Below are 21884 nucleotides of genomic sequence, written 5' to 3'. Positions count from 1 at the left end.
GCTTCCCCTAGTAATCCGAATAAAGCCGCACCGGCGTCGGCGTGACGAGCCAGCTGCGCGGCGCGCGCGCATCGAACGCATAGCGCACGTAGACCAGCGCCGAGCTCGGCGCATACGCGTGCGAGCGGTCGATATGCAGTTGTGCGCCGGCGCTCAGGTGCGGGTTCACGCGATATTCGACGATGCCGTTCACGCCGTACGAGAACGCCACGCCTTGCGTCGAACTGCCGGTATAGACGAAGCCGGCCCGCTGCTGCGCGGCGCGCTGGTCGGTCAGCGTCGGGTAGAACAGCGAATCCTTCTCGTAGCTGTTCGAGATCCCGGCCGTGACGGTCAGGTCCCACGACAGCGCGTCGCGCCGCCCCGCCCATTCGATCGGCACGCCGAGCGACAGGTAGCGCTGCGGGCTGTAGTAACCGCCCTGCCCGTACGTGTAGTAACGCAGGTTCTGCGCGTAGTGCCAGGCGTTGCCGACGAGGCCGGTGCTGATGCGCATCGTCGCGCGCTCGTAGACGGGCACCGTGAAGCCGGTGCGCAGCGTCGCTTCGGCGTTGCGCTCGACGTTGCGGCCGGACAGCACGCCCGCGCCGAATTCCGCGAACAGATTCACGCGGCCGACGTCGACCGAGCCGCGCAGGTTCACGCCGTCGCGGCGCACGCCGCCCCAGACCGCGCCGGTCCACGGGTCGCGCATCCCCGCATAGGACAGCACGCTGCTGGTTTCGGGCCGGCGCGACGCGTTCACGCTGAAGCTCGCCGGGCCCGCGTCGAACCGATAGCGCACGCCGCCGACGACGTAGTGCACCGGAAAGCCGAGCGGCGACGTGCCGAGGTCGACGCGCAACGCGTCGGTGCGGTAGCCGGCGCCGAGCGCGACGCCCGTCATCGACTGATGCAGGTCGCCCGGCTGCGCGAGCAGCGCGGCCGCCGCCGGATTCTGCGCGAACGGCGCCGGCAGCCCGATCGGCGACCTGAGCGCCGCGTAGGTGCCGAAGGTCTTCAGCGTGTACGTGTCCGGCACGCTCGTGTCGAGCGTGCCGGCGTCCAGATGCACGGTGTCGAGCTGCAGGAACGCATGACCGTCGTAGCGGATCGGCAGCTGCATGTAGATCGGCACCTGCTGCGCACGGTACGCGGACACGCCTTCGTCCCCGGACTTGTACGCGGGCAGCCAGCCGGCCTCGATCTCGGGATCGCGCCGCTGCTCGAGCTCCGCGAACGCGGCTTGCGCCGGCGTGCGGCCGTCGCGGCCGGGGCTCACGCCGGTCGCACGCTCCTGCGACTGCGACAGCCGGTACAGCGACGCGGCATCGTCGTAGCGCCCCTGCGCCTCGGCCACGCGGCCGGCCGCGACCGTCACGTCGGCGCGCGCCGGATAGGCGGCCTGCAACGGCTCGACCACCTGCGCGGCTTCGTCGGCGCGGCGCAGCGCGTTCAGGCGCCGCACCACCGACAGCCGCGTGTCGACGTCGTCGTCCGGCGTGCGCGCGAGCACTGCCTGCACGCGTGCGAGCGCAGCCTTGCGCTGGCCGCTGTCCTCGTCGATGCGCGCGAGTGCGAGTTGCACGTCGGCATCGTCCGGCGTCCGTGCGACGACCGCCGCGAGCGCGGCGCGCGCCGCATCGTAATGGCCCTGCGCGCGTTCGAGATCGGCGAGCTCGAGCGCGTAGCGCGGGTCGGCGCGGCCGGCCGGGCTCGCGCGCTCGAGCAGCCGGCGCGCGCGCGCATAGTCCTGCTGCGCGATCGCGTCGTCGGTCTGGCGCAGCACGAGCCGCAACGATTGGTCTTCGAGACGCGCCGTCTGCGCCGGCGTCAGCCCGCGTTCGCCGCGCAGCGCGGCGAGCCATGCGGCGAGCGCGTCGTCGCGCGCCGCGCTGCCGAGCAGATCGCCGTAGCGCAGCCGCACGTCGGGATCGGCTTCGTTCGGATGCGCGGCGATCCAGTCGCGCAGCGGCGCGAGCCCGCGCTCGGGCTCGCCCGCGTCGATCCATTGCGCGCCGATCGCGGCCAGCATGTCGGGATCGTCAGGCGCGCTCGCCTGCGCGTGCGCGAGCGACGCGGCGAAGGCCGTCCGGTCGCCGCCGCCCAGCGCGACGCGCGCGTCGGCCAGCGCCGCTTCGGCGTCGAGCTTGCGTGCGAGCGCGCGCATGCCGTCCGAGCGCTGCGCGTCGGCGATGCCGGCGAGCGCCGTCCGGGCGCCCGCGACGTCGTCGATCGAGTTGCGGTACAGCGCGCACGCATAGCGCATTTCGGGCGTATCGGCCTGCGCGAGGCCGTCGTCCATCACCGTGCGGCCGAGCTGCGGCAAGCCCATGTCGCGATACAGCCGCGCCAGCGCGAAACGCGTCCACGGCTCATCGGGCGCCGCGCGCACCGCGGCCTCGTAGCGCTGCGCGGCCGGGCCGCGCTCGCCCTTGTCGGCGAGCGCGCGCGCCTCGGTCGCGAGCAGGTCGGCACGCAGCCCGTCGAGCGCGCGACGGTCGTCGCTGCCGGTCACGCGGCTTTGCAGCGCGTCGAGCAACGGCCCGATGCGCTCGGCGCGCCCGGTGTTCTGATAAAGCAGCGCGGTGTCGCGCACGACCGACACGCTCGGCGAACGCACGGCGAGCAACTCGCGCAACAGCGGCTCCGCACGCGTCCAGTCGCGCTGCGCGAGCAGCGCATCGGCCAGCTGCAGCTTCGCGTCGGGGCTGTCGGGCTGCATCGCGAGCGCGGCGCGCGCCGAGCGCTCCGCGTCCTGCGGCCGGCCGGCCGAGGCCGCCGCGCGGCCCTGGGCGAGCAGGCCCCAGAACTGCGCGGTACGCGCGAGGCCCTGCCACTTGCCGCGCTGATCGGTTGTGGCCAGCGCCGCGGCACGCGCGAACAGCGCACGCGCTTCGTCATGCCGGCCTTCGCGCAGCCGCAGCAGCCCGAGGCCGCCGAGCGCATCGGCGTCGTCGGGCCGGGCGCGCGCGGCGCGCGCGAGCAGCGGATCGGCGCCGGCCAGATCGCCGCGGGCGAGCGCCTGCAGGCCGCGCTGCTGCGCGATGTAGTCGGGATCGCGTTCGAGCTTGCGCTGCGCGTCGCGCTGCTGGTCGAGCTGGGCCGCGCGGTCGTGGAATTCCGTGTCGTCCGGCACCAGTTCGAGATAAGCGTGCAGCGCGTCCAGATACGCGAGATCGGCGCCCGCGGACTGCAGTACGTGCCGCCAGATGTTCATCGCTTCCGTATGGTCGGCGTCCGGGCGCTTCGCGAGCGCCCATGCGATTCGGTTCGCCTCCGCGCGCGTCTCGGCGCGCTGGTTCAGCAGCCGCGCGAGCGCCATCGACGCGTTGACGTCCTGCGGATCGGCCGCGATCCGCCGACGCAACGCGGCGAGCGCCGCTTCGCGGCCGCCCGGCGCATTCGCGAGGATCTCGTAATACTCGGCGCCGAGCGCGCCCGACGGCGCGCCGTTCGGAAACAGCGCGACGATGCGGCGCGCGGCTTCGTCCGTGCGGCCGCTGCGGGCGAGCAGGCGAATCTGCGCCATCTCGCCGCGGCCGCTCGTCGCGACGCGGTATTCGTCGGCCGCGCGGCGCGTGTCCGGCGCCGCCGGTGCGCGCGCCTGCAGGCGCGCGAGCGCGGCCTGGGCGCCTTTCGAATCGCCGAGCCGCAGCAGCACGCGCATCTGCTCGGCGAGCAGGCCCGGATCGTCCGGTGCGATCAGCAGCCCCTTGCGCAGCGCATCGCGCGCAAGATCGTCGCGATGTTTGTCGCCCCACATGCGCGCGGTCGACAGCAGGCGCTGCGCGTCCGAGCGATCGGCCGCGCTCAGCGTCGCGGCCGGCTGGGACGTCACGACATCCTGCGCCGGAGCCACGGTGACAGCGGCGGCGGCCGGCACGGCCGCACCGATCGACGACGCGAGCCACGCGAACCGGGCGACGCGCGGCGCCGCGCGTTTCATCGTGCCGCGCATGGACGGCCCTCCCAGCGCGCGTCGAGCGTCCCGTCGGCGCCGAACCGGTAGCGACCGTCGCGCCAGCCGAGGCCGAACAGCGTCAGCACGCTCGTGTAGTAGCCGGGCGGCGACTGGCGCGCGAGCGCATCGACCCGCGCGGCCTGCGCATCGGCGAGCGCCTGCTGGCCGCGCGCGGCGAGGAACGGCACGGCCGCCGCGGAGAAGCCGCCGTTGCCGTCGTTCGGCGCGGCGACGCCGGTGGTCGTGTCGACCCGCTCCGGCGGCGCGCCATGCGCGGCGATGTGGTCGGCGAACGGCGCGAAACGCGCGAGCAGCGGCGCGGCGAGCGGATCGCTGCGATCCAGCATGCCGGCCCACAGGTACACGCGAATCGCGTTGTACGCGCTTTCCGCGTGGGTCTGCGGATCGGGGCCGAAGCCGGCGCCCGCGCGATACAGCGCCCAGTCCGGCGCGAAGCCCTTCGGTGCGGTGTCGAGCAGCACGCGGCCTGTGCTCGTCATCAGCGCGGCCCAGCGGCGCTCGTCGGGCAAGCGGGCGGCAAGCCCGCGGATCACCTGCGGCGGCGAATAGCTCGGGTTCACGCGCCATTGCCCGTTCGCCAGCTTGAAGCCGGTCGGGCCGGGCAGCAGCGTGAGGCCGAGGCCCGGCACGCTGGCCGTCTCGGTGTCGAGCACGCGCTTCGCGAGCAGCGCACCGCGCGCGGTGTAGCTGCGCTCGTGCCACAGCCTGCCGGCTTCGACGAGCGTGTACGCGATCCACAGGTCGGCGTCCGACGCCGCGTTCGCGTCCAGCACGCGCCACGCGCCGTCCGGCGCGCGGCCCCACAGCCACGCGGGCAGATGCGCGCTCAGGTCGCCCTGCGCGAGATTGTTCTCGGTCCATGCGAGGATCGTGTCGAACGTGCGCCGGTCGTTCGCGACGAGCGCGAAGAACAGTCCATACGCCTGCCCCTCCGATACCGTGCGCGAATCGTCGGAGCCGACGTCGATCACCCGGCCGTCGGCCGACACGAAATCGCGCTTGAACGCGTCCCAGCGCGGCCACGCCGCGCCGCCGCATTGCGCGCCGGCCGCCCCGGCCGACCCCGCCGCTGCGCCCGCGCCGTCCTGCGCCGCGTGCAGCGGGCCGGCTGCCGCGGCAGCGGCCAGCGCGAGCGCCGCGCCGGCGCGCCGCGCCGCCCGCCGTGTTGCGTATGCCCACACCATCCGTTACATCCCCCGTCGGCGCGCGGCGATTCTCTGCAGCACGCTGAACACGCCGAGCGCGAGCAGCAGCCCGGCAACGACGCCGACCACGCCCAGCACGACCGGATGACGCGCCGCGTGCGTCCAGACGCGCGCATACCAGGGCACGAAGCCCACCACGTAGCGATCGCCGACGCGCAGGCTGTCGACCTGCCCCGGCCGCACCAGCGCGAGGTCGCCCTGCAGCTGCGACACGAGGCCCGGTTTCTCGAACACGTCGAGCAGGTCGCCCAGGCGCGGCTGGTCGGTCGCGGTCAGTGCGACGACGCTGCGGCCGTGACTGCCCGGCAACTCGAAACCTGCGAGCGCGGCCAGCGGGCCCGTCTGTTCGATGTGCGCGCCGCCGTCGGGCTGGCCGACGCCGTTGCGCCAGCGCTCCTTCACCGCGAACGCGACGCGCGTCGCGCCGGCGCCCGCCTGCGGGTCGATCGACAGCGGCGCGGCCGCGCGCCACTGCGACAGCAGCGGCGACGCAGGCGAGCCGTCGATCACCAGCAGATCCTTGCGGCCCGCGAGCGCGGCGACTTCGCCCGGCCGCGCGAGCTGCACGCGCAGCGCCGGGAAGCCGGTCCACTGCCCCATGTGGCCGAGCATCGTCAGATACGCTTCGAGCTCCTGCGGCGACGGCCGGTCGGGCACCACGACGGCGGTCTGCGACAGATCGGCGAAGCGCGTGAACGGGAACCCGCTGTTCGCGAAGTACGCCAGATTCGGCAGTTGCGCGTAGTGGACGAAGTGCGAGAAGTCGATCGTCGAATCGGGGTCGACCGCCGCGCGCTGCGGCTCGAGCGCCGTGCTCGAGCACAGCGCCGTCTTCTGCGAATCCAGCGTGAAGCGCAGCTGCAGCTGGTTGCCGCTGCCGACCCGGAACGCCGGAATGTCGACGTCGCTCGTCACGCGCCCTTCCGGCACCGACAGCAGCGGCAGCTGCATGCGGCCGCGCGCGTCTTCCGAATGGGCCGGCGCGAGCCGGTACGACTTCACGAGCTGGTCGTTGATCTCGACGGACAGCGTCGAGTCGTCCTGCACGCTCGGCGCCGTGTAGCGATAGCGCAGCGTGATCGGCACGCCGGAGCCGTTCCACGAATGCAGATCGGCCGGCACGTGCAGGTTCAGGCGGATCGCGTCCGGCGACGTGCCGCGCACTTCCAGCTGGCGCGGGTCCGACACGAGTTCGCGGAACGCGATCGGCCGGTCGACCGGCAACCAGCGCGGCGCGTCGTACGGCTTGCGCGGCGCGCCGAGATCGACGTGCGCGACGGTCGCGGCCGGGCCCGACAGCGCCGCGCGGCCGAGCACGAGCGTCCCGACCGCGTCGTCGACCTCGGCCGCCGTGCGGCCGGTCACGATCAGCAGCTTGCGCCCGGGAGCGGCCGGGTTGTCGGCGACCGCGAGCAGCGGGCCGTTGACCGCCGGCAGCGCGAGGCCGGCCGGCAGCGTCGCGACGGTGCCGATCACGACGGCCTGGTCGTCGGCCGGCAGCGTCGTCGCGACCGGGAAGCGCGCCTGCCGGTAATCGGCCAGCGCGCCGAACCACGACGCGAGCACGCCGGCACTGCGCAGCGTCGCCGAGTCGGGCGACGCCGGCAGCACGAACGGCAGCCGCAGGCGGCCGTTGTCACGCCGGTCGAAGAACGGCGCGGGCAGCAACGCCAGATCGTTCGGCAAGCGCACCGGCGCTTCGTCGAGGATCAGCTCGCTGGTCGGGCTCACGTCGGCCCACAGCGCCGAGTTCGACGGGTCTTCGCAATGATCGAGCGTGTAATGCGCGATCAGGCGCAGGCCGATCTGGTTGAAATCGGAGAAGTAGCGCGGATCGATCGGGATGTCCTGCGTGACCATGCGGCCCGCGCGCGGCGCGTCGAACGGCACGGTCGAGACGACCTCGCCGTTCACCAGCACCTTCAGATGCGACATCGGAAACACCAGCGACGGCGAATACGCGTAGGTCAGGCGCAGCCGCGCGCCGGTCACCACGCGATCGAGCCGCACGCCCGCGTTGATCGTGCGCGCATCGTCGGCGCCGCGCAGATGCAGCGGATCGAACGCGCCGAGCGACGCGAACGGCAGACGCACGGTGATGGCCGGCCCGCCGGCCGCGGCGGCGGCCGCGCTGGCCGCGCCCGATGCGGCGGCAACCTGTAGCGCGCGCGCAACATCGGCGGGCGCGGACGCGGCGCCGGCAACCGCAGGCACGGCCGCCCCGGCCGACGCCACCGACGCGACCGGCATCGGCGCGGCGGACAGCGCGGCGGTATGCAATGCGCCGAACAGCGCAGCGGACAGCATGAACAACGACGCGGCCGGCCTCATGCTCGGCCCCGCATCGTTTCGAACGTCCGGTGATCCAGCGCGCCGCGACCGGCGCGCGCAAAGCAGCTATGCCCGTAAGTGCACATCCCCACTGCTTCCCCTCAATAATCTATCTGGCCTGAATTCATTTATCTGAACGGCGACGCGGCTTCTTTGTCCGGTCGCACGTCTACGCGAGCGCCTGGCACCGGCGCTACCCCATTCGTCACACTATCTTAAAAATAGGACGAAAGCCGCACGATTCAGCAATGCCGAAGCGAAAAAAACTCAATTCGGTCGGAAATGCTGCGTGCAGCGATTGAATGGCAAAACTTGCACGAGGGCTGGCGATCGGCCTGCCAGCATCGAGTCGGTGCGGCAGGTGTGCGTGGAGACGGATTGCGGCTCCTTGCGGGCCGCCCGAAATGTGCGCTGCCGCGTGGGCGGCGCGTATGCTACCGCAAGCGTGCGCCGCACGTCGGGATTTCTTCGCGCAAAGCTGATTTATATCAAATCGATTCCGCGGTTCGGTCACGCGGTTCGGGCCATTGCTGCGCTGCGTCGCGGGCGGCGCCGCGATCGTGTGGCGCGGCCGGGCGCTAATGGGTCGCTAACGGGCCGCTAATGCGCCGAGATGGCCGTCAATGGCCCACCGGCACCGCGATCGCGACCGCCACCACGACCCATTGCACGATCGCGACGAGCATGCCGGCCCGGCATAACCGGACCGCGCCGCGCACGCGCGCGTCGAGCCCGCGCGCGGCGCTGCGTGGATCGATCCAGCCGAGGTCGGCCAGTGCGCGATCGAGCGCGGTGAGCGCGTGGCCGAGCTCGTCGTCGCCGTCGTCCGACGTCGCGTGCGCGAGCGCGGCGAACAAGCGGCGATCGATCTCGATGCGCACCGCGTACCACAGCGCGGCGATCGCCGAGCCGGCGCTGACGACGGCCAGCACCGCGCGCGCGATGCTCGCCGGCGGCCAGCCCGATGCGATCCATCCGCCCGCGCCGGCCGCCGCCAGCGCGGCCGCGATCGCCCACGCGCCCGCGTCGAGCACGCCGCGTGCGGCGGCGATCCGGAACGGCGCCGACGAAGCGCCGCTCATGCGCGCCCCGCCGCGCGGCGGTCGAGCCAGTCCTGCAGCACGGCGACCGCGTCGTCGGACCAGACCGCCCGCGCTCGCACCTCGCGCACCGCGGCGAGTGCGTCGCGCGCGTCGCTCAGCCCGCGCCGTGCCGCGAGCCATGCAGCCGCGCACAGCACGCTGCGCCCGTAGCCGAGCGCGCAATGAACCAGCACGTCGCGGCCTTGCGCATGCAGGCGCTCGATGGCCTCGACCGCCGCCGCGAGTTGCGCGCAGCTCGGCACCACCAGATCGAGCTGCGGCACCGCCGCATACGCGAGCGACGCGTCGGCCGCGGCCCAGCGCGGCATCTCGGCCGTCAGGTCGACGAGCGCGGTGAAGCCGTGGCGTCGCACGTCGCGCGTCGTCGGCATGCGGCCGATCCACACGCGCTCGGCGACGCGCACCGGCGCCGCGTGCCGCAACGTCCACAGCCGCGAATTGACGAACGCGCCGACGATCGTCGGCGCGAGCAGCCAGCGCGCGAACACCGGCATGCGGCCGGCGTCGTCCTTCTGGAACGCGGCGGGCGCGCCGCGCCAGTAAGCCCACGCGACGCACGCGAGCGCCAGCGCGACCCACCCGGCGAGCAACGCCGCGGCCGGCGCGCGCGGCACACAGCCGAGTACGACCAGCACGAACGTCGCCGCGCCGAGCGCATAGCGGCGCGCGAGCGCGCGGCTCGCCGCGCACGGCGCAGCGTCGCCGCTGCGCGAGTGGCCCGCCGCATCGCGCAACGGAAACAGGAACAGCGCGATGCAGCCGACGGCCGCGCCGGTCGGCACGTCGATCACGTGGTGCTGGTAGGTCGTCAGCACCGATACGCCGATCGCCGCGAACCACAGATGCAGCAGCGCCCGCGCGAGCGTGCCGCGCAGCTGCTGCGCGTAGACGGCCCACAGCACCACGAGCAGCCCGATGTGCAGCGACGGCGCCTGGTTGTACGGCTTGTCGAACCCCATCAGCAGCGTGAACAACGCGCCGGCCACGCCGCTCGCGTCGGGACGCGCGAAGCCGAAGCGCAGTGGCCATGCGATGAAGCACGCGACCGACACGAGCTGCACGGTCAGCAGCCGCTTCACGTGGTCGAGCAGATCGTCGCGACGGGTCCAGAACAGGAATGACAGCGCGTACAGCAGATCGATCGACCAATACGGCACGATCGTCCACGGCACGAACGGGATCGCGTGCTCCCAGCCGAACGCGAAGGTCGGCACCGCGGCGCGGCGCGCGGCGAGCCAGTTCGCGAGACCGTAGGTGGAGAAGAACAGCGCGCCCATCGCCGCGAGCGCGCCGATGCGCAACGCCCAGGACGCGTCGCTTGCGCCGGCCGCCGCCTGCGCGGGACGGCCCGCGCGAACGCCGGACGCGCTCATTGCGCGTCGACCCGCTGGGCCAGGCTGACCGTGAAGATGCCCATCGCGTCGATGCGCTGGTCGAGCTTGCGAAAGCCCGCGCGCGCGACGAGCTCGTCCATCTCGGCCTGCGAGCGGCGGCGCATCACCCACGTCGCCTCGCCGCGGTGATTGTTCAACACGCGCGCGATGAATTCGAGCTGCGGATGCCACGGCTGCCCCGTATAGACCAGATACCCGCCGGGCGGCACGGCCCGCGCGAGCCCGCGCAGCGAGCGCTCGACGAGCGCATTGTCGCCGAACAGCTCGTACAGTCCCGACACGATCGCGAGCGTCGGACGCGGTTCGAGCGTCGCGAGCGACGCGTCGTCGAACGCATCGCCGCGCTCGAAGCGCGCAATCGGCTCGAGGCCGCGCTGCGCGATCAGCACGCGCCCGGCATCGACGTTCGGCGCGCTGTAGTCGCGCAGCAGGATGTCGTCGGGCGCCGCGCCGTCGCGCTCGGCGGCCGTCGCGATCGCGTCGAGCACGTAGCGCCCGTGGCCGGCCGCGATGTCGACGATGCGCACCGGTTCGCCGCGGCTGCGCAGCCGGCCGATCGCCGCACCGATCAGCTCCTGCAGGTGCAGCTTGCGCTGGCGAATGCCGGCCCAGCCCGGCGAGTCGAGATAGGTGCGATCGATCCGCGCGCCGATGCCGAAGCGCCCCTGCGCGCGATTGCGGTACACGTAGTCGAGCGTCGAGCCCGAATCGAAGCCGAGCCGCAGCCCGAGCGCGATGCCGTCCGACAGTGCACCGCCCGCCTTCAGGCCGGCCCGCACCAACGCCCAGTACGCGCGCGCGAACGGGCTCGCCGGCGCAGCGCGGAGCGCCACGTATTCGTCATGGAATGCGCCGCGCCGGTCGGCGTCGGCGAGCGACACGCGCGGGCTCGGCGTGTCGAATTCGCGCAGCACGAACGCGCGCAGCGGCGCGAGCGCCTGCGCGCGGTCGCGCTCGCCGAGCGTGTCGTGATAGAAGCCCGGCAGCACGATGCGCTCCTTGCGCGCGGCGCCGAGCCGCTCGAAGAAGCGGTCCTGCGGATCGCGATGCACGACCCAGTCGGCGCCCGAGATCAGCAGCTGGGTCGGCACCGTGATCGCGGCCGCATCGGCGACGATCCGCTGCGCGGTGTCGTGCAGATCGAGCAGCATGTTGACCGCGATCGGCCGCGTGATCAGCGGATCGGCCGCATAGCTCGCGATCCGCTGCGGGTCGTGCGTGAGGAATTTCGGCTTCACGTAGCTGTTCACGTAGAACAGGCCGCGCAGCTTGTGCATCAGCCGCAGGCCCGGCCGCGCGAACGGTACGTACAGCTTGATGTGGAACGCGGGCGACGCGAGCACAAGGCAGCGGATCGGCGGCGCATAGTCGTGCGCCCACGCGGCTGCGAGCACCGCGCCGACGCTCTGTCCGACGACGGCGATGTCCTCGATCGCGACGCCGTGCGTGTCGCGAATGTGCTCGACGAAGCTCTGCAGATCGCGCACCGACGCGGCCGCGCTCGGGCTGTAGCCGCGCGCGCCGGGCGAGCGGCCGTGGCCGCGCGCATCCCATGCGAAGAACGCGAAGTCGGGCAGGTCGAGCTCGTCGACGAGGTGCGCGACACGCGCCGAATGCTCGTGACCGCGATGCAGCAGCACGATCGCGCCGCGGCAGCGCGGCGCGGTGGCGGGCCAGTGACGATAGAACAGCGCGGTGCCGTCGTGCGTGATGAAGTCGGCCTCGCGGGCCGTGCGTGCGCTCATGCGATCTCTCTCGTTTCGTTATTCGAATCATGCGGCGCCGCCCCCGGCGCCGGTCTCACGCGCGTGCCGTCAATCGTCAGCCATCAGCCATCAGCCGCCGGCTTCCGCGACGCCGGCCCGCACGCGCCGCACGGCCGTCACGATCGACAGCACGATCAGCACGCGCCACAGCCACGCGCCGACGCCGCCGATCGGCAGGCCGACGCCGAACCACAGCGCGAACGCACCGAGCGCGAGCGCACGGTCGCTCTTGCCGAACGGGCCGTCGTAGCGGCGCGTCGCGCCCGCGAGCGGGCCGATCAGCCCCGCGCATTCGACGATGACGGCGGCGAGCGCGAACAACCAGACGTCGGCCGGAGCGAACGCGGGAATCGCGAGAAACGGCAATACGAGCGCGAGATCGGACACGACGTCGCCGAGCTCGTTGAGGTACGCGCCGAGCGTGCTTTTCTGCCCGTGTTCGCGCGCGAGCATGCCGTCGATCGCGTTGAGCGCCATCCGCGCGAACAGCCAGACCGGAATCAGCAGGAACAGCGCGCGGGCGAACCCGCCGAGCCCCGCGAGCGCACCGACGACGATCGAGCCGCCCGCCGCGAACAACGTGACCTGGTTGGCGGTGACACCGCGCTCGGCGAGCGAATCCGCGAACGGACGCAGGCAGTTCTGGAATTTTGGTTTGAGTGCGTAGAGGCTCATGATTTTTCTGGTTCGGCACGCTCGGACACGTTCGCCGCCGCCCTACCCCCGGCGGCTCGACCGCCGCGATCGGCGGTCGTCAGGTGGGCGTAATCGTCGCCGAGCGGCTGCGACGCGTCAAGCCGTGCGCCGCGTTCGTTGCGCGCGCAATCTGGCATTTTCGACCGAAACTCGCGATAATCCGCAAGCCCGTCAGCACACCAATCCATTCGAATTGCAGCGGGCGCTCGTGCAATAGCCGATTATTACGCCGCCGATCGGCGCATTCGCCGCACTCCGATACAAGCGGCAACGCGTCCGGCCGTCGCGGCCCTGCGACAGGCAGCCACGAATTTGACAAAAATTGAACCATGGCCGTCCGGTGCGCATCCTGCCGCGCCGGCATTTCGGGATCCACGCGGTCGCCGCGCTTCGGTGGCGGCACGCTCACGCATGCGGGAGGCGCGGCGCCGATGAACATCGTCAATGTCTGGCAACGCGATTTCCTGCTGTCGATCGTGCGGCTCGTGGCCGGCGCGTATCCGGTATGGCATCAGGGCCGCCCCGCGCCGACGCAGAAGATCTACTTCTCCAACCACACGAGCCATATCGACACGCTCGCGATTCTCGCGGCGCTGCCGCGCGACGTGCGCGCGGTCGTCCGGCCCGTCGCCGCGCGCGACTACTGGGACAGCGGCAATCTGAAGCGGCACGTCGCGCAGAAGCTGTTGAACGTCGTGCTGATCGATCGCCACCGCGAGTCGGGCGGCGACCCGCTCGACCCCGTGCGCGACGCGCTGCGGCAAGGCCACTCGATCATCATCTTTCCGGAAGGCACGCGCGGTGCGGACGTGCTGCCGCAGCCGTTCAAGAGCGGGCTGTACCACCTCGCGACCGAATTCCCGGACGTCGCGCTCGCGCCCGTCTACCTCGAGAACCTGCAGCGGATCATGCCGAAGGGCACGATCTGGCCCGTGCCGCTGATCTGCAAGGTGCATTTCGGCGCGAACGATGCGCTTCGCGCCGGCGAGGACAAACCGACCTTCCTCGCGCGCATGCGCGACGCGCTCGTCGCGCTCGCGCCGCCGCAGCGGCCGGCCGGCTGAACGCGGCGCCCTACTCTTCCTATTCCGGACTTCTTCATGCGAACTCTCTTCTGGGAACTGGTCGCGGGCGTCACCGGCGTGCTGGTGATCGCGACCGTGATCGGCGCGATCCTCGGCGCGCGCAGCGGCGGCGCGAACGCGACCATCGTCAACCTGAACCAGCGCATCCGCGCGTGGTGGGCGATGATCGCGATCATGGTGGTCGCGATCAGCCTCGGCAACAACGTCACGTATTTCGTGTTCGCGCTGCTGTCGTACCTGACGCTGCGCGAATTCATCACGCTCACGCCGACGACGCCGAGCGACCACACCACGCTGTTCATCGCGTTCTTCGTCGCGATTCCGGTGCAGTACCTGCTGCTCGCGATCAACTGGTACGGGATGTATTCGATCTTCGTGCCGGTGCACCTGTTCTTCGCGATGTCGCTGGTGTCGGCGCTCACGCAGGACACGCGCGAATTCCTGAGCCGCAACGCGAAGATCAACTGGGCGCTGATGGTGTGCGTGTACGGGCTCAGCCATGCGCCCGCCGTGCTGATCCTCGACATTCCGCACTACGCGGGGCAGAACGCGCTGCTGCTGTTCTTCTTCCTGTTCGTCGTGCAGATCAGCGACGTGCTGCAGTACGTGGTCGGCAAGCTGTTCGGCCGCCGCAAGATCGCACCGCAGCTGTCGCCGTCGAAGACGGTCGAGGGCTTCGTCGGCGGCGGCTTGCTCGCGACGCTGTGCGGCGCGTCGCTGTATCGCGTGACGCCGTTCAGCTTCGGCGCGGCGTTCGGCATTTCGCTCGCGGTCGTGATCGCGGGCTTCGTCGGCGGGCTCGTGCTGTCGGCCGTGAAGCGCTCGCTCGGCACGAAGGACTGGGGCTCGATGATCGCCGGTCACGGCGGGATGCTCGATCGCGTCGATTCGATCTGCTTCGCCGCGCCGGTGTTCTTCCATCTCGTGCGGTATCTGTACGTCTGACGCGCGGGCGCGCGGCGTGCCGAGGGGTGCTTGCCGGGCGCCGTACAGCGCCGCTCAATAGCCTTCGCGCAGCGGCTTCGGCACGACGTAGCGGCCGCGTGCCGCGTCGAACTTCACCGTGTAGCGCGCGTGGATCTCGCGGCTGCCGCGCCGGCCCGTCTCGATGACCGTCAACGGATAGACGTCGTCCGTGGCCGTCGTGTCGGGCGCGATCGCGAACGTGCGGCGCTCGCAGTGCGACTTCGCGTTGGCGCAATCGAGCGAGCCACCGTTGTCGAGCGCTTCGTCGATGCGCGGCGCGGCTTCGACGAGCGCGTTGCGGTACGGCAGCCGGATCGACTGGCTCGTCTGCGTATAGCCCTGCAACGTGGTGCCGTCGCCGATCACGAAACCGAACAGATGCGGGCCGAGCCGCTCGATGCGCACCGTGCCCGGCGTGCCGTCCGAGCCCATGCCCGGCATCCCGTTGGCGACGGCCGCGTCGGTCTCGCCGCACATCGCGAGCAGCATGCGTGGACCGTCGGCCGTCGCGACCCGCAACGTTCCGCGTGCCGAATAGATCGAGTCGCCGGCAGCCGGCTGCCAGCCTTTGCGGTCGGCGCGCCACGCGCCGTAGGTGTCGCGGATGAACGCGTGCAGCCCGCGCTCGAGCGCAGCCGGCGCGTCCGCGTATGCGTATGCGGGTGCAACCGCGCAGAGGGCAGACAGGAGTGCCAAGGCTGCTGCGAACAGCTGCAGGCGCGACTTTGGAGACGGGACGGTCATGATGGTGTTCTCGGAGCGGGTTGCGAGCTGTTGCGGGCGATCGGTGCCGATGCGGCGCGCACCGGCCGGCGCGAATGCGGCGTGCAAATAACACATCCCGTACGCTTTCCGGCATTCGATTCATTAAATAATTAATTGACGAATCGGCGACAAACGCGTTTCGGTGTGAAATTCGCGTGGAATTATCGCAAATCCGGCAACGCAAACCTTATATGCGCGCCTATTTCACCGAGATTGACTCACGTTTATCAATAATCTGAATCTCTCAATGCACCTTGCCGCAGAATGCACATGTCGGCTTTAGGTCACATCGGAGTATTTCGTTTTTGCCGATGCGCGATGCGCTCGGTAGTCTCCTGCCATTCCGCTTTTCGTGAAAAAACCAATACGCAAGGAGATGAGATGAAACGCACGGCCCTTTCGCTGATGTCGCTCGCGTCGTTCGCGGCGATTCCCGCCGCGCACGCGCAATCGAGCGTGACGCTGTACGGTGTGATCGATACGTCGGTCACCTACGTGAATCACGCGCAGGGCAAGGACAACGCGTGGATGCTCGGCAACAGCAGCGCGGGCAATCTCGCCGGCAGCCGCTGGGGCGTGAAGGGCATCGAGGATCTCGGCGGCGGCCTCAAGGCGTTGTTCCAGCTCGAGAACGGCTTCGATCCGAGCAACGGCCGGCTCGGCCAGGGCAACCGGCTGTTCGGCCGCCAGGCGTTCGTCGGGCTGACCAGCGACCAATACGGCACGCTCACGTTCGGCCGCCAGTACGATCCGCTCATCGATCTCGTGCAGGGCATCACCGCCGACAACTATTTCGGCAGCGTGTTCGCGACGCCGGGCGACGTGGACAACTACGACAACAGCTTCCGCGTCGACAACGCGGTGAAATACACGTCGGCCGTCTATTCGGGCCTGCAGTTCGCGGCGATGTACTCGTTCGGCGGGATCGCCGGCAGCACCGGCGCGCAACAGTCGTACTCGGCGGCGGTCACCTACGGCAACGGACCGTTCAGCGTCGCGGGCGGCTACTTCCATGCGACCAACAGCGCGGCGTCGAACGGGCTGCGCAACGGCTGGACCAGCTCGTCCGACGGCACCTTCGACGGCCCGGTCAACAGCGGCTACGCGAGCGCGCATTCGATCGGCATCGCACGCATCGCGGGCCAGTACGTCGCGGGCCCGTTCACCTTCGGCGTCGGCTACAGCAACGCGCAATACCGCCGCGATGCGAGCTCGGTGTTCGGCTCGAACGAGCACTACAACACCGGTCAGGGCTTCGTGAACTATCAGGCGACCAATGCGCTGCTCGTCGGCCTCGGCTACAGCTATACGCGTTCGGGCGGCGATACGTCGGCCACCTATCACCAGGTGTCGGTCGGCGCGGATTACAACCTGTCGAAACGCACCGACGTCTACCTGACCGCCGCCTACCAGCACGCGAGCGGCCAGACCGGCGACGGCAACGGCGAATCGATGGCCGCGCAGGCATCGATCGGTTCGTACGGCTACGCAGGCACCAGTTCGCAGACGATCGTCAATCTCGGGCTGCGCCATCGCTTCTGAGGGGCACGACGGGCCGCGCGCCGCCGCCATTTACCAAGGCCCATTGGCCGCAGCCTTGGGCTGCCGTCTTTCATGGCCGCATTTTGTGGTGAATTGACGCGCCGCGTCATCTCCGTGCGCGGCAGCAACGGCTCGTCGGCATAGATGCGCCAGATCGTCTTTTTTACCGATTTCAGCGGGGCGGAATTCACGAAAACGCGGGGAAATTCGGGCCAAAATGCCCGCACAATTGCAAAGGAAAGTTTGACGCGAACCATTTGACCGAATGCTATGGCACACTTCGCGTCTGCGTAATTTCCTTGCACCGGGCGGCCGGATTCCGCCCCATCCTGTCATGCCGCGTCAGACCAACCGTTCGATCAGCCACGCCATGCCGACGCTCGCCGCGGCGCTCGCCCTGTCGTGCGCGCTGCCCACGCTTGCGCACGCGGACTGCCTCGACGACGCCGCCACGTTCCAGAAGGTGAGCGTGAGCCTGCTGCGCGGCATCGCGCAGGTGGAGTCCGGGATGAATCCGAACGCGGTGAACACGAACACGAACGGCACGGTCGACATCGGCCTGATGCAGATCAACAGCACGTGGCTGCCGACGCTCGCGCGCGAAGGGATCACGCGCGAAAGCCTGTTCGACGCCTGCACCAACGCGTACGTCGGCGCGTGGATCCTGTCGCAGAACATCCGTCAGCTCGGCGCGAACTGGAACGCGATCGGCGCGTACAACTCCGCGTCGCCCGACAAGCGCCTCGCGTATGCCCGCAAGGTCTATGATGCAATCCGGACCCTGCCGGATTCGCCCGATACTCCCATGCCCATCCTGCCCCCTTCCTTTACGCCGCCGCAACAGGTGCAGCCGTACAATCCGTTCGCGAGCCTGAGCGTGTCGGCGCCGCCGGTCGCGCGCACGCGCACGCTCGCGCCGGCCGCTCCGCCTGCTTCGCAGGGCGGCCCCGCCGGGCCGGCCGGCACGTACAACTTCGGCTGGACCGTCACGGGCGCCGACCAGGCCAAGCCGACCCAGGTGTTCGACGACGGCGCACGCATCTACGTGCAGTTCAGCGACATGAAGCACGTGCCGGCGATCTTCACGGAGACTTCGTCGGGGCGCGTCCTGATGTCGTGGGAACTGCAGTTTCCGTATGCCGTCGTGACGCGTTCCGCGCAAACGTTGATCTTCCAGCTCGGGCCGTTCGAGGCGCGCGCGCAACGTGGCGGCGGCGCGACGACTGCGCAGGCAAGCGCGGCAACGACGCGCCCGGGCGCGGCGCCGGCAACGAAACAGCCGGCAAAGGCGCCGACCGCGCGGACGGCTTCCACCGACGCGCTGTGGTATCTGAACACGCCGGGCACGTCGGGTTCGGCATCGACCGGCAGCAGCGCGAACAATCCCGCGGTGTCGACCGCGTCGAACACACCCGCGACGTGGCCGACTGCCGTCACGTCGAACACGCCGCCGGCCGCCGCGCCGCAAGCCCCGGCTGCGGCTACGCAGGATTCGCGCGCGAGCGCCGACGCGCTCTGGTACATCTCGAAGTAGCGCAGCGGGCCGGCGCGCTACGGCTGCGCCGCGCACGCGCCGTCCGTCATCCACGCCGGACCCAGATCACCTTCCCGTCGCGCACGCCAAGATCGCGCCGCACCGCGCGGTAATCCATCGTGCCCGGCAGAGAGCGGCCGTCGCGTTCGAGCACGCGCCACAGGCAGCCGTCGAGCAGCGCGGCCGCATCGACTTCGGTCTTGCCGATCAGCGCGTCGTCGGGCATCGCGTCAGCTTTGCATGCGTTCGCGGCGCCCGATGGCACGGCGATCGGCACCGCGCCGCCGGCGGTGGCGTTGCGATGCTGTGTGGCCGTATCCGCGCAGCCGGCAATGGTTGCACTCGCAACGAGCGCGGCCAGCATCGTGATCGTCTTATTCATCCGCTTCTCCTTGTTGCGGCCGGCCAGTGTGCCGGCTTCGCGCCGATGTTACCGCAGGCAAATCGTGCAGTGCAGGCGTCGCTTGCGGTTCGGTCAGAACCGGTAGGTCGCGCCGGCCATCCCGTAGTAGTTGCTGCGCGTCTGCACGATGGGGCTGTCGCCGTAGCGGCCCAGCAGGCGCGTGAAGCCGCCCGTCGCGCGCACTGCCCAATGCCGCGACAGGTCCCAGTTCCACGTGAGCGACAGCGTCGCGCTGTCCACGCCGCCGCTCGTCGAATACGGGCCGAACCCGCTCGCCCGCGACTGCGCATCGGTCACACCGTAGAAGGTCTGCATATAGCGCCCCGTGCCGGCATGCACGCTGGCCGTCGCGACCAGCGCGTGCCGTCCGCGCTCGAACACGGGCACCGCGAGATCGACATGGCCGGACAAGCCGCGCGACCCATGCGTGACCGGCGCATCGATCGCAAGGCTCAGCTCGCCGCCGTCCGGCAGCTTCACGCCTGCGTGCATCGCGAACAGCACCGAGCCCGGCACCCTGCCCATTCCCTTCAGATGATCGGAGCCCGCACGACCGAAGCGATCGTCGTCGGTGCGACCCGCGTCGTAGCCCAGCGCGGCCGACACGAACGCGCCGTTCGGCAGCGCGAGGCGATAGCCGGCGCCGGCGCTGCTGTCGACGAAGAAGCCGTTGCCGAACATCGCGGAAAAGGACGGCGCGACGATGGCGCGGTACTGATTGCTGCCCTGATAGCGCGGCGCGAAGCCACCGCCGAGCGATATCGCGTACTGGTTTTCGGCGTGGACGGCGGAGGCAAGCGTGAGGCCGGCAAGCGGCATGCAATAGCGCAACGAACGAATGGAGGGACGCACGATATCGGAACGAGAGTGACGGAGCCCGAAGTCTAGGAGCGCCCGCGCGGCACGACTGTCCGCAATCTGCGGAAAATGTGTGCTCAATTGTGTTCGAGTGTTCCCGATTGTCGTGAGGCCTCGCGGGCCGCTACAACGCCGGATAGAATTCGCGTGCCGCGCCACGCCCGCATTGGCCTGAAAGAGAAGGCGCGCATTTCGAGGAGACCATGAACGACCATCCGCTCAAATACCGCGTACTGCTGATCGAGGACGACGACCGCCTCGCCGAGCTCGTGCGCGAATATCTCGACGGCTACGAATTCTCGGTGACGGTCGTGCGCCGCGGCGATCTCGCGATCGCCGCCGTGCGCGAACACCGGCCGGCGCTCGTGATACTCGACCTGATGCTGCCGAATCTCGACGGGATGGAAGTGTGCCGGCGCATTCGTGCGTTCAGCAACGTGCCCGTGCTGATTCTAACGGCGCGTGCGGATGTCTACGATCAGGTCGCGGGCCTCGAAACCGGCGCCGACGACTACGTGACGAAACCGATCGAGCCGCGCGTGCTGGTGGCCCGCGCTCGCGCGCTGCTGCGCCGTGCGCAGCCTGCGGAACCGCGGACCGATGACGCTGCGCCCGTGCAGGCGCTGCAGTTCGGCGAGCTGACGATTTCGCCGCCGAACCGCACGGTCGCGTGGCGCGGCGAGCTCGTCGACCTGAAGACCACCGAGTTCAACCTGCTGCTGATCCTTGCGCGCGCAGCCGGTACCGTACTGAGTCGCGACGCGATCCTGAAGCAATTGCGCGGCATCGAGTTCGATGGCATCGACCGGTCGGTCGACGCGGGCATCTCGAAGCTGCGCCGACGCTTCGAGGACGATTCGTCCGAACCGCAACGGATCAAGACGATCTGGGGCCGCGGTTATCTGTTCAGCCCTTCCGCATGGGACGAGTGAATGCTGCGCCCGTTGATCAAGCTGTACCTGATCGTGATCGTCAGCTGTGCCGCGGCGGTCGTATTCGTTCAATGGTCGTTCGACAAGATTTTCTACGAGCGCGTTGCGCAGGCGCAGCGCGATACGCTGACCACGTATGCGTTCGTGCTCAACGATTACCTCGAACGCCATCCGGGTGCGAAGCGTACGCTCGCGCTCAGCGAACTCGGCCAGCACGGCAACGAGCGATTCGGTTTCCTGACGATGGCCGACGCACGCGCGCAATTGTCCGACGCGCCGCTGCGCGATCTGGACGCCGGCCGGATTGCGATCAGCTACGACCGCAGGAACTACTACATGCCGCTCGCCGATGGTTCGGTGCTGCATGCTCGTCCGATTCAGCCGGCCATGCTCGACGTCAAGATTTATGCGAACGGGATGATCGCGCTCGCCGCACTGTTCGCCGTTGCGCTGTGGACGTCACATCACTGGCGCGACCTGCGCAAGCTGCAGACTGCCGCACACGCGTTCGGCGCGGGCGAGCTGTCGACGCGCGTGCGATTGTCCGCACGGTCGAACATCTATGAGCTGTCGGTGCAGTTCAACGACATGGCGGAACGGATCGAAGCGTCGATCAAGCAGCAGCGCGAAATGATGCATGCGATTTCGCACGAGCTGAAGACGCCGCTCGCTCGCCTGGAATTCGGACTCGCGCTGCTCGCGGACGCCGACGACAGCAGCCGGATGCAGACACGTTGCGACGCGCTGCGACGCGACGTGCGCGAACTCGACGAACTCGTGACCGAGTTGCTGACGATCGGACGGCTCGAACAGGGCGCGAGCGAACTGGAGCCGATGGAGGTGGCCGTCAATGCGCTGATCGACAGCGTCGCCGGCAGCGTCGCGAACGATGTCGCCGATCGCGGCATCATGCTCGACGTGTCGACCACGGGGGCGCCCGCCTCGCACGTATGCGATCCGAAACTCGTCGCGCGTGCGCTGTTGAACTTGATCCGCAACGGCGCGCGCTACGCGTCGCGTACGGTGCTGCTGTCGGCGGCGAGCGATGCGTCGGGCGCGTTGGTGCTGAGCGTCGACGACGACGGGCCGGGCATTCCAGTGGCCGATCGCGCGCGCGTGTTCGAACCGTTTCAGCGGCTCGATTCGAGCCGCGACCGACAGACCGGCGGGTTCGGACTCGGGCTCGCGATCGTGCGGCGCGTGGCGCGCGTGCATGGGGGTGAGGTGTGGCTCGAGGATTCGCCGTTGGGCGGCGCGCGGTTCGTGATTTCGTTGCCGGGGTGAGGTGGATGAGGTTTCTAAGCGGACGTTGGTGCACGGAATTTCCGAAGGGTCCGGGT

Annotated in this window: 17 protein-coding genes; 6 read left to right on the top strand and 11 right to left on the bottom strand. The window is 70.0% G+C overall.

Going from position 1 to position 21884, the window contains the following annotated elements; all coding sequences use genetic code 11:
• Positions 1 to 7: 7 nt before the first annotated feature.
• The 8 genes from C3Y15_RS12070 to C3Y15_RS31725 form a co-directional block, all read right to left on the bottom strand.
• Positions 8 to 3940, bottom strand: coding sequence for a cellulose synthase subunit BcsC-related outer membrane protein (locus tag C3Y15_RS12070; RefSeq protein WP_069246208.1), 3933 nt, complete (start codon positions 3938 to 3940; stop codon positions 8 to 10).
• The gene (gene bcsZ, locus C3Y15_RS12065) at positions 3925 to 5148 is read right to left on the bottom strand and encodes a cellulose synthase complex periplasmic endoglucanase BcsZ (protein WP_011884383.1); all 1224 of its coding nucleotides are present in this window, start codon (positions 5146 to 5148) and stop codon (positions 3925 to 3927) included. Before bcsZ ends, C3Y15_RS12070 begins: the two co-directional genes overlap by 16 nt.
• Before the next feature lie 3 nt (positions 5149 to 5151).
• Complete coding sequence (gene bcsB, locus C3Y15_RS12060) at positions 5152 to 7500, bottom strand: cellulose biosynthesis cyclic di-GMP-binding regulatory protein BcsB (RefSeq protein ID WP_045579245.1); 2349 nt, start codon at positions 7498 to 7500, stop codon at positions 5152 to 5154.
• 620 nt (positions 7501 to 8120) lie between these two features.
• Entirely contained in the window at positions 8121 to 8582 is a 462-nt protein-coding gene (locus C3Y15_RS12055) for a hypothetical protein (RefSeq protein ID WP_011884377.1), read from the bottom strand.
• Positions 8579 to 9976 carry a phosphatase PAP2 family protein gene (locus tag C3Y15_RS12050; protein WP_069246207.1) on the bottom strand — a complete coding sequence of 466 codons (1398 nt, stop codon included), beginning with the start codon at positions 9974 to 9976 and terminating at the stop codon, positions 8579 to 8581. The genes C3Y15_RS12055 and C3Y15_RS12050 overlap by 4 nt, the downstream gene beginning before the upstream one ends.
• A complete protein-coding gene (locus C3Y15_RS12045; protein ID WP_069246206.1) occupies positions 9973 to 11742 on the bottom strand; it encodes a bifunctional alpha/beta hydrolase/class I SAM-dependent methyltransferase in 1770 nt (589 codons plus the stop codon). Before C3Y15_RS12045 ends, C3Y15_RS12050 begins: the two co-directional genes overlap by 4 nt.
• A gap of 90 nt (positions 11743 to 11832) precedes the next feature.
• Complete coding sequence (locus C3Y15_RS12040; RefSeq protein ID WP_011884371.1) at positions 11833 to 12438, bottom strand: CDP-alcohol phosphatidyltransferase family protein; 606 nt, start codon at positions 12436 to 12438, stop codon at positions 11833 to 11835.
• A gap of 79 nt (positions 12439 to 12517) precedes the next feature.
• Complete coding sequence (locus tag C3Y15_RS31725; protein ID WP_155625344.1) at positions 12518 to 12898, bottom strand: hypothetical protein; 381 nt, start codon at positions 12896 to 12898, stop codon at positions 12518 to 12520.
• Here C3Y15_RS31725 and C3Y15_RS12030 point away from each other — a divergent pair.
• Entirely contained in the window at positions 12891 to 13523 is a 633-nt protein-coding gene (locus C3Y15_RS12030) for a lysophospholipid acyltransferase family protein (RefSeq protein ID WP_011884370.1), read from the top strand. The genes C3Y15_RS31725 and C3Y15_RS12030 overlap by 8 nt on opposite strands.
• A gap of 36 nt (positions 13524 to 13559) precedes the next feature.
• Positions 13560 to 14489: a phosphatidate cytidylyltransferase gene (locus tag C3Y15_RS12025; protein ID WP_011884369.1), complete on the top strand. Its 930-nt coding sequence runs from the start codon at positions 13560 to 13562 to the stop codon at positions 14487 to 14489.
• Positions 14490 to 14543: 54 nt separating this feature from the next.
• Here C3Y15_RS12025 and C3Y15_RS12020 read toward each other — a convergent pair whose 3' ends face one another.
• Complete coding sequence (locus C3Y15_RS12020) at positions 14544 to 15254, bottom strand: topoisomerase IV (protein WP_069246373.1); 711 nt, start codon at positions 15252 to 15254, stop codon at positions 14544 to 14546.
• 402 nt (positions 15255 to 15656) lie between these two features.
• Here C3Y15_RS12020 and C3Y15_RS12015 point away from each other — a divergent pair, with 402 nt between their 5' ends.
• Complete coding sequence (locus C3Y15_RS12015) at positions 15657 to 16817, top strand: porin (protein ID WP_059462903.1); 1161 nt, start codon at positions 15657 to 15659, stop codon at positions 16815 to 16817.
• A 334-nt stretch (positions 16818 to 17151) separates the two neighbouring features.
• Positions 17152 to 18351, top strand: a complete 1200-nt coding sequence (locus C3Y15_RS12010) for a transglycosylase SLT domain-containing protein (protein WP_014722830.1) — start codon at positions 17152 to 17154, stop codon at positions 18349 to 18351.
• 46 nt (positions 18352 to 18397) lie between these two features.
• Here C3Y15_RS12010 and C3Y15_RS12005 read toward each other — a convergent pair whose 3' ends face one another.
• Both C3Y15_RS12005 and C3Y15_RS12000 read right to left on the bottom strand, forming a co-directional pair.
• Positions 18398 to 18733 carry a hypothetical protein gene (locus C3Y15_RS12005; RefSeq protein ID WP_011884365.1) on the bottom strand — a complete coding sequence of 112 codons (336 nt, stop codon included), beginning with the start codon at positions 18731 to 18733 and terminating at the stop codon, positions 18398 to 18400.
• 93 nt (positions 18734 to 18826) lie between these two features.
• Positions 18827 to 19573 (bottom strand): MipA/OmpV family protein, encoded by a 747-nt coding sequence (locus C3Y15_RS12000; protein ID WP_043290978.1) that lies wholly within the window; start codon positions 19571 to 19573, stop codon positions 18827 to 18829.
• A 242-nt stretch (positions 19574 to 19815) separates the two neighbouring features.
• Between C3Y15_RS12000 and C3Y15_RS11995 the strand changes: the two genes are divergently transcribed.
• Complete coding sequence (locus tag C3Y15_RS11995) at positions 19816 to 20544, top strand: response regulator (protein WP_011884363.1); 729 nt, start codon at positions 19816 to 19818, stop codon at positions 20542 to 20544.
• On the top strand, positions 20545 to 21828 hold the full coding sequence (locus tag C3Y15_RS11990; RefSeq protein WP_059462260.1) for an ATP-binding protein: 1284 nt from the start codon (positions 20545 to 20547) through the stop codon (positions 21826 to 21828).
• Positions 21829 to 21884 lie beyond the last annotated feature (56 nt).

It is taken from the genome of Burkholderia sp. B10 (assembly GCF_004368385.1).
In the GTDB taxonomy this organism is placed as follows: domain Bacteria; phylum Pseudomonadota; class Gammaproteobacteria; order Burkholderiales; family Burkholderiaceae; genus Burkholderia; species Burkholderia vietnamiensis.
The sequence above is the reverse complement of the archived record's forward strand: the minus strand, read 5'-3'. Positions and strand labels throughout refer to the sequence as shown.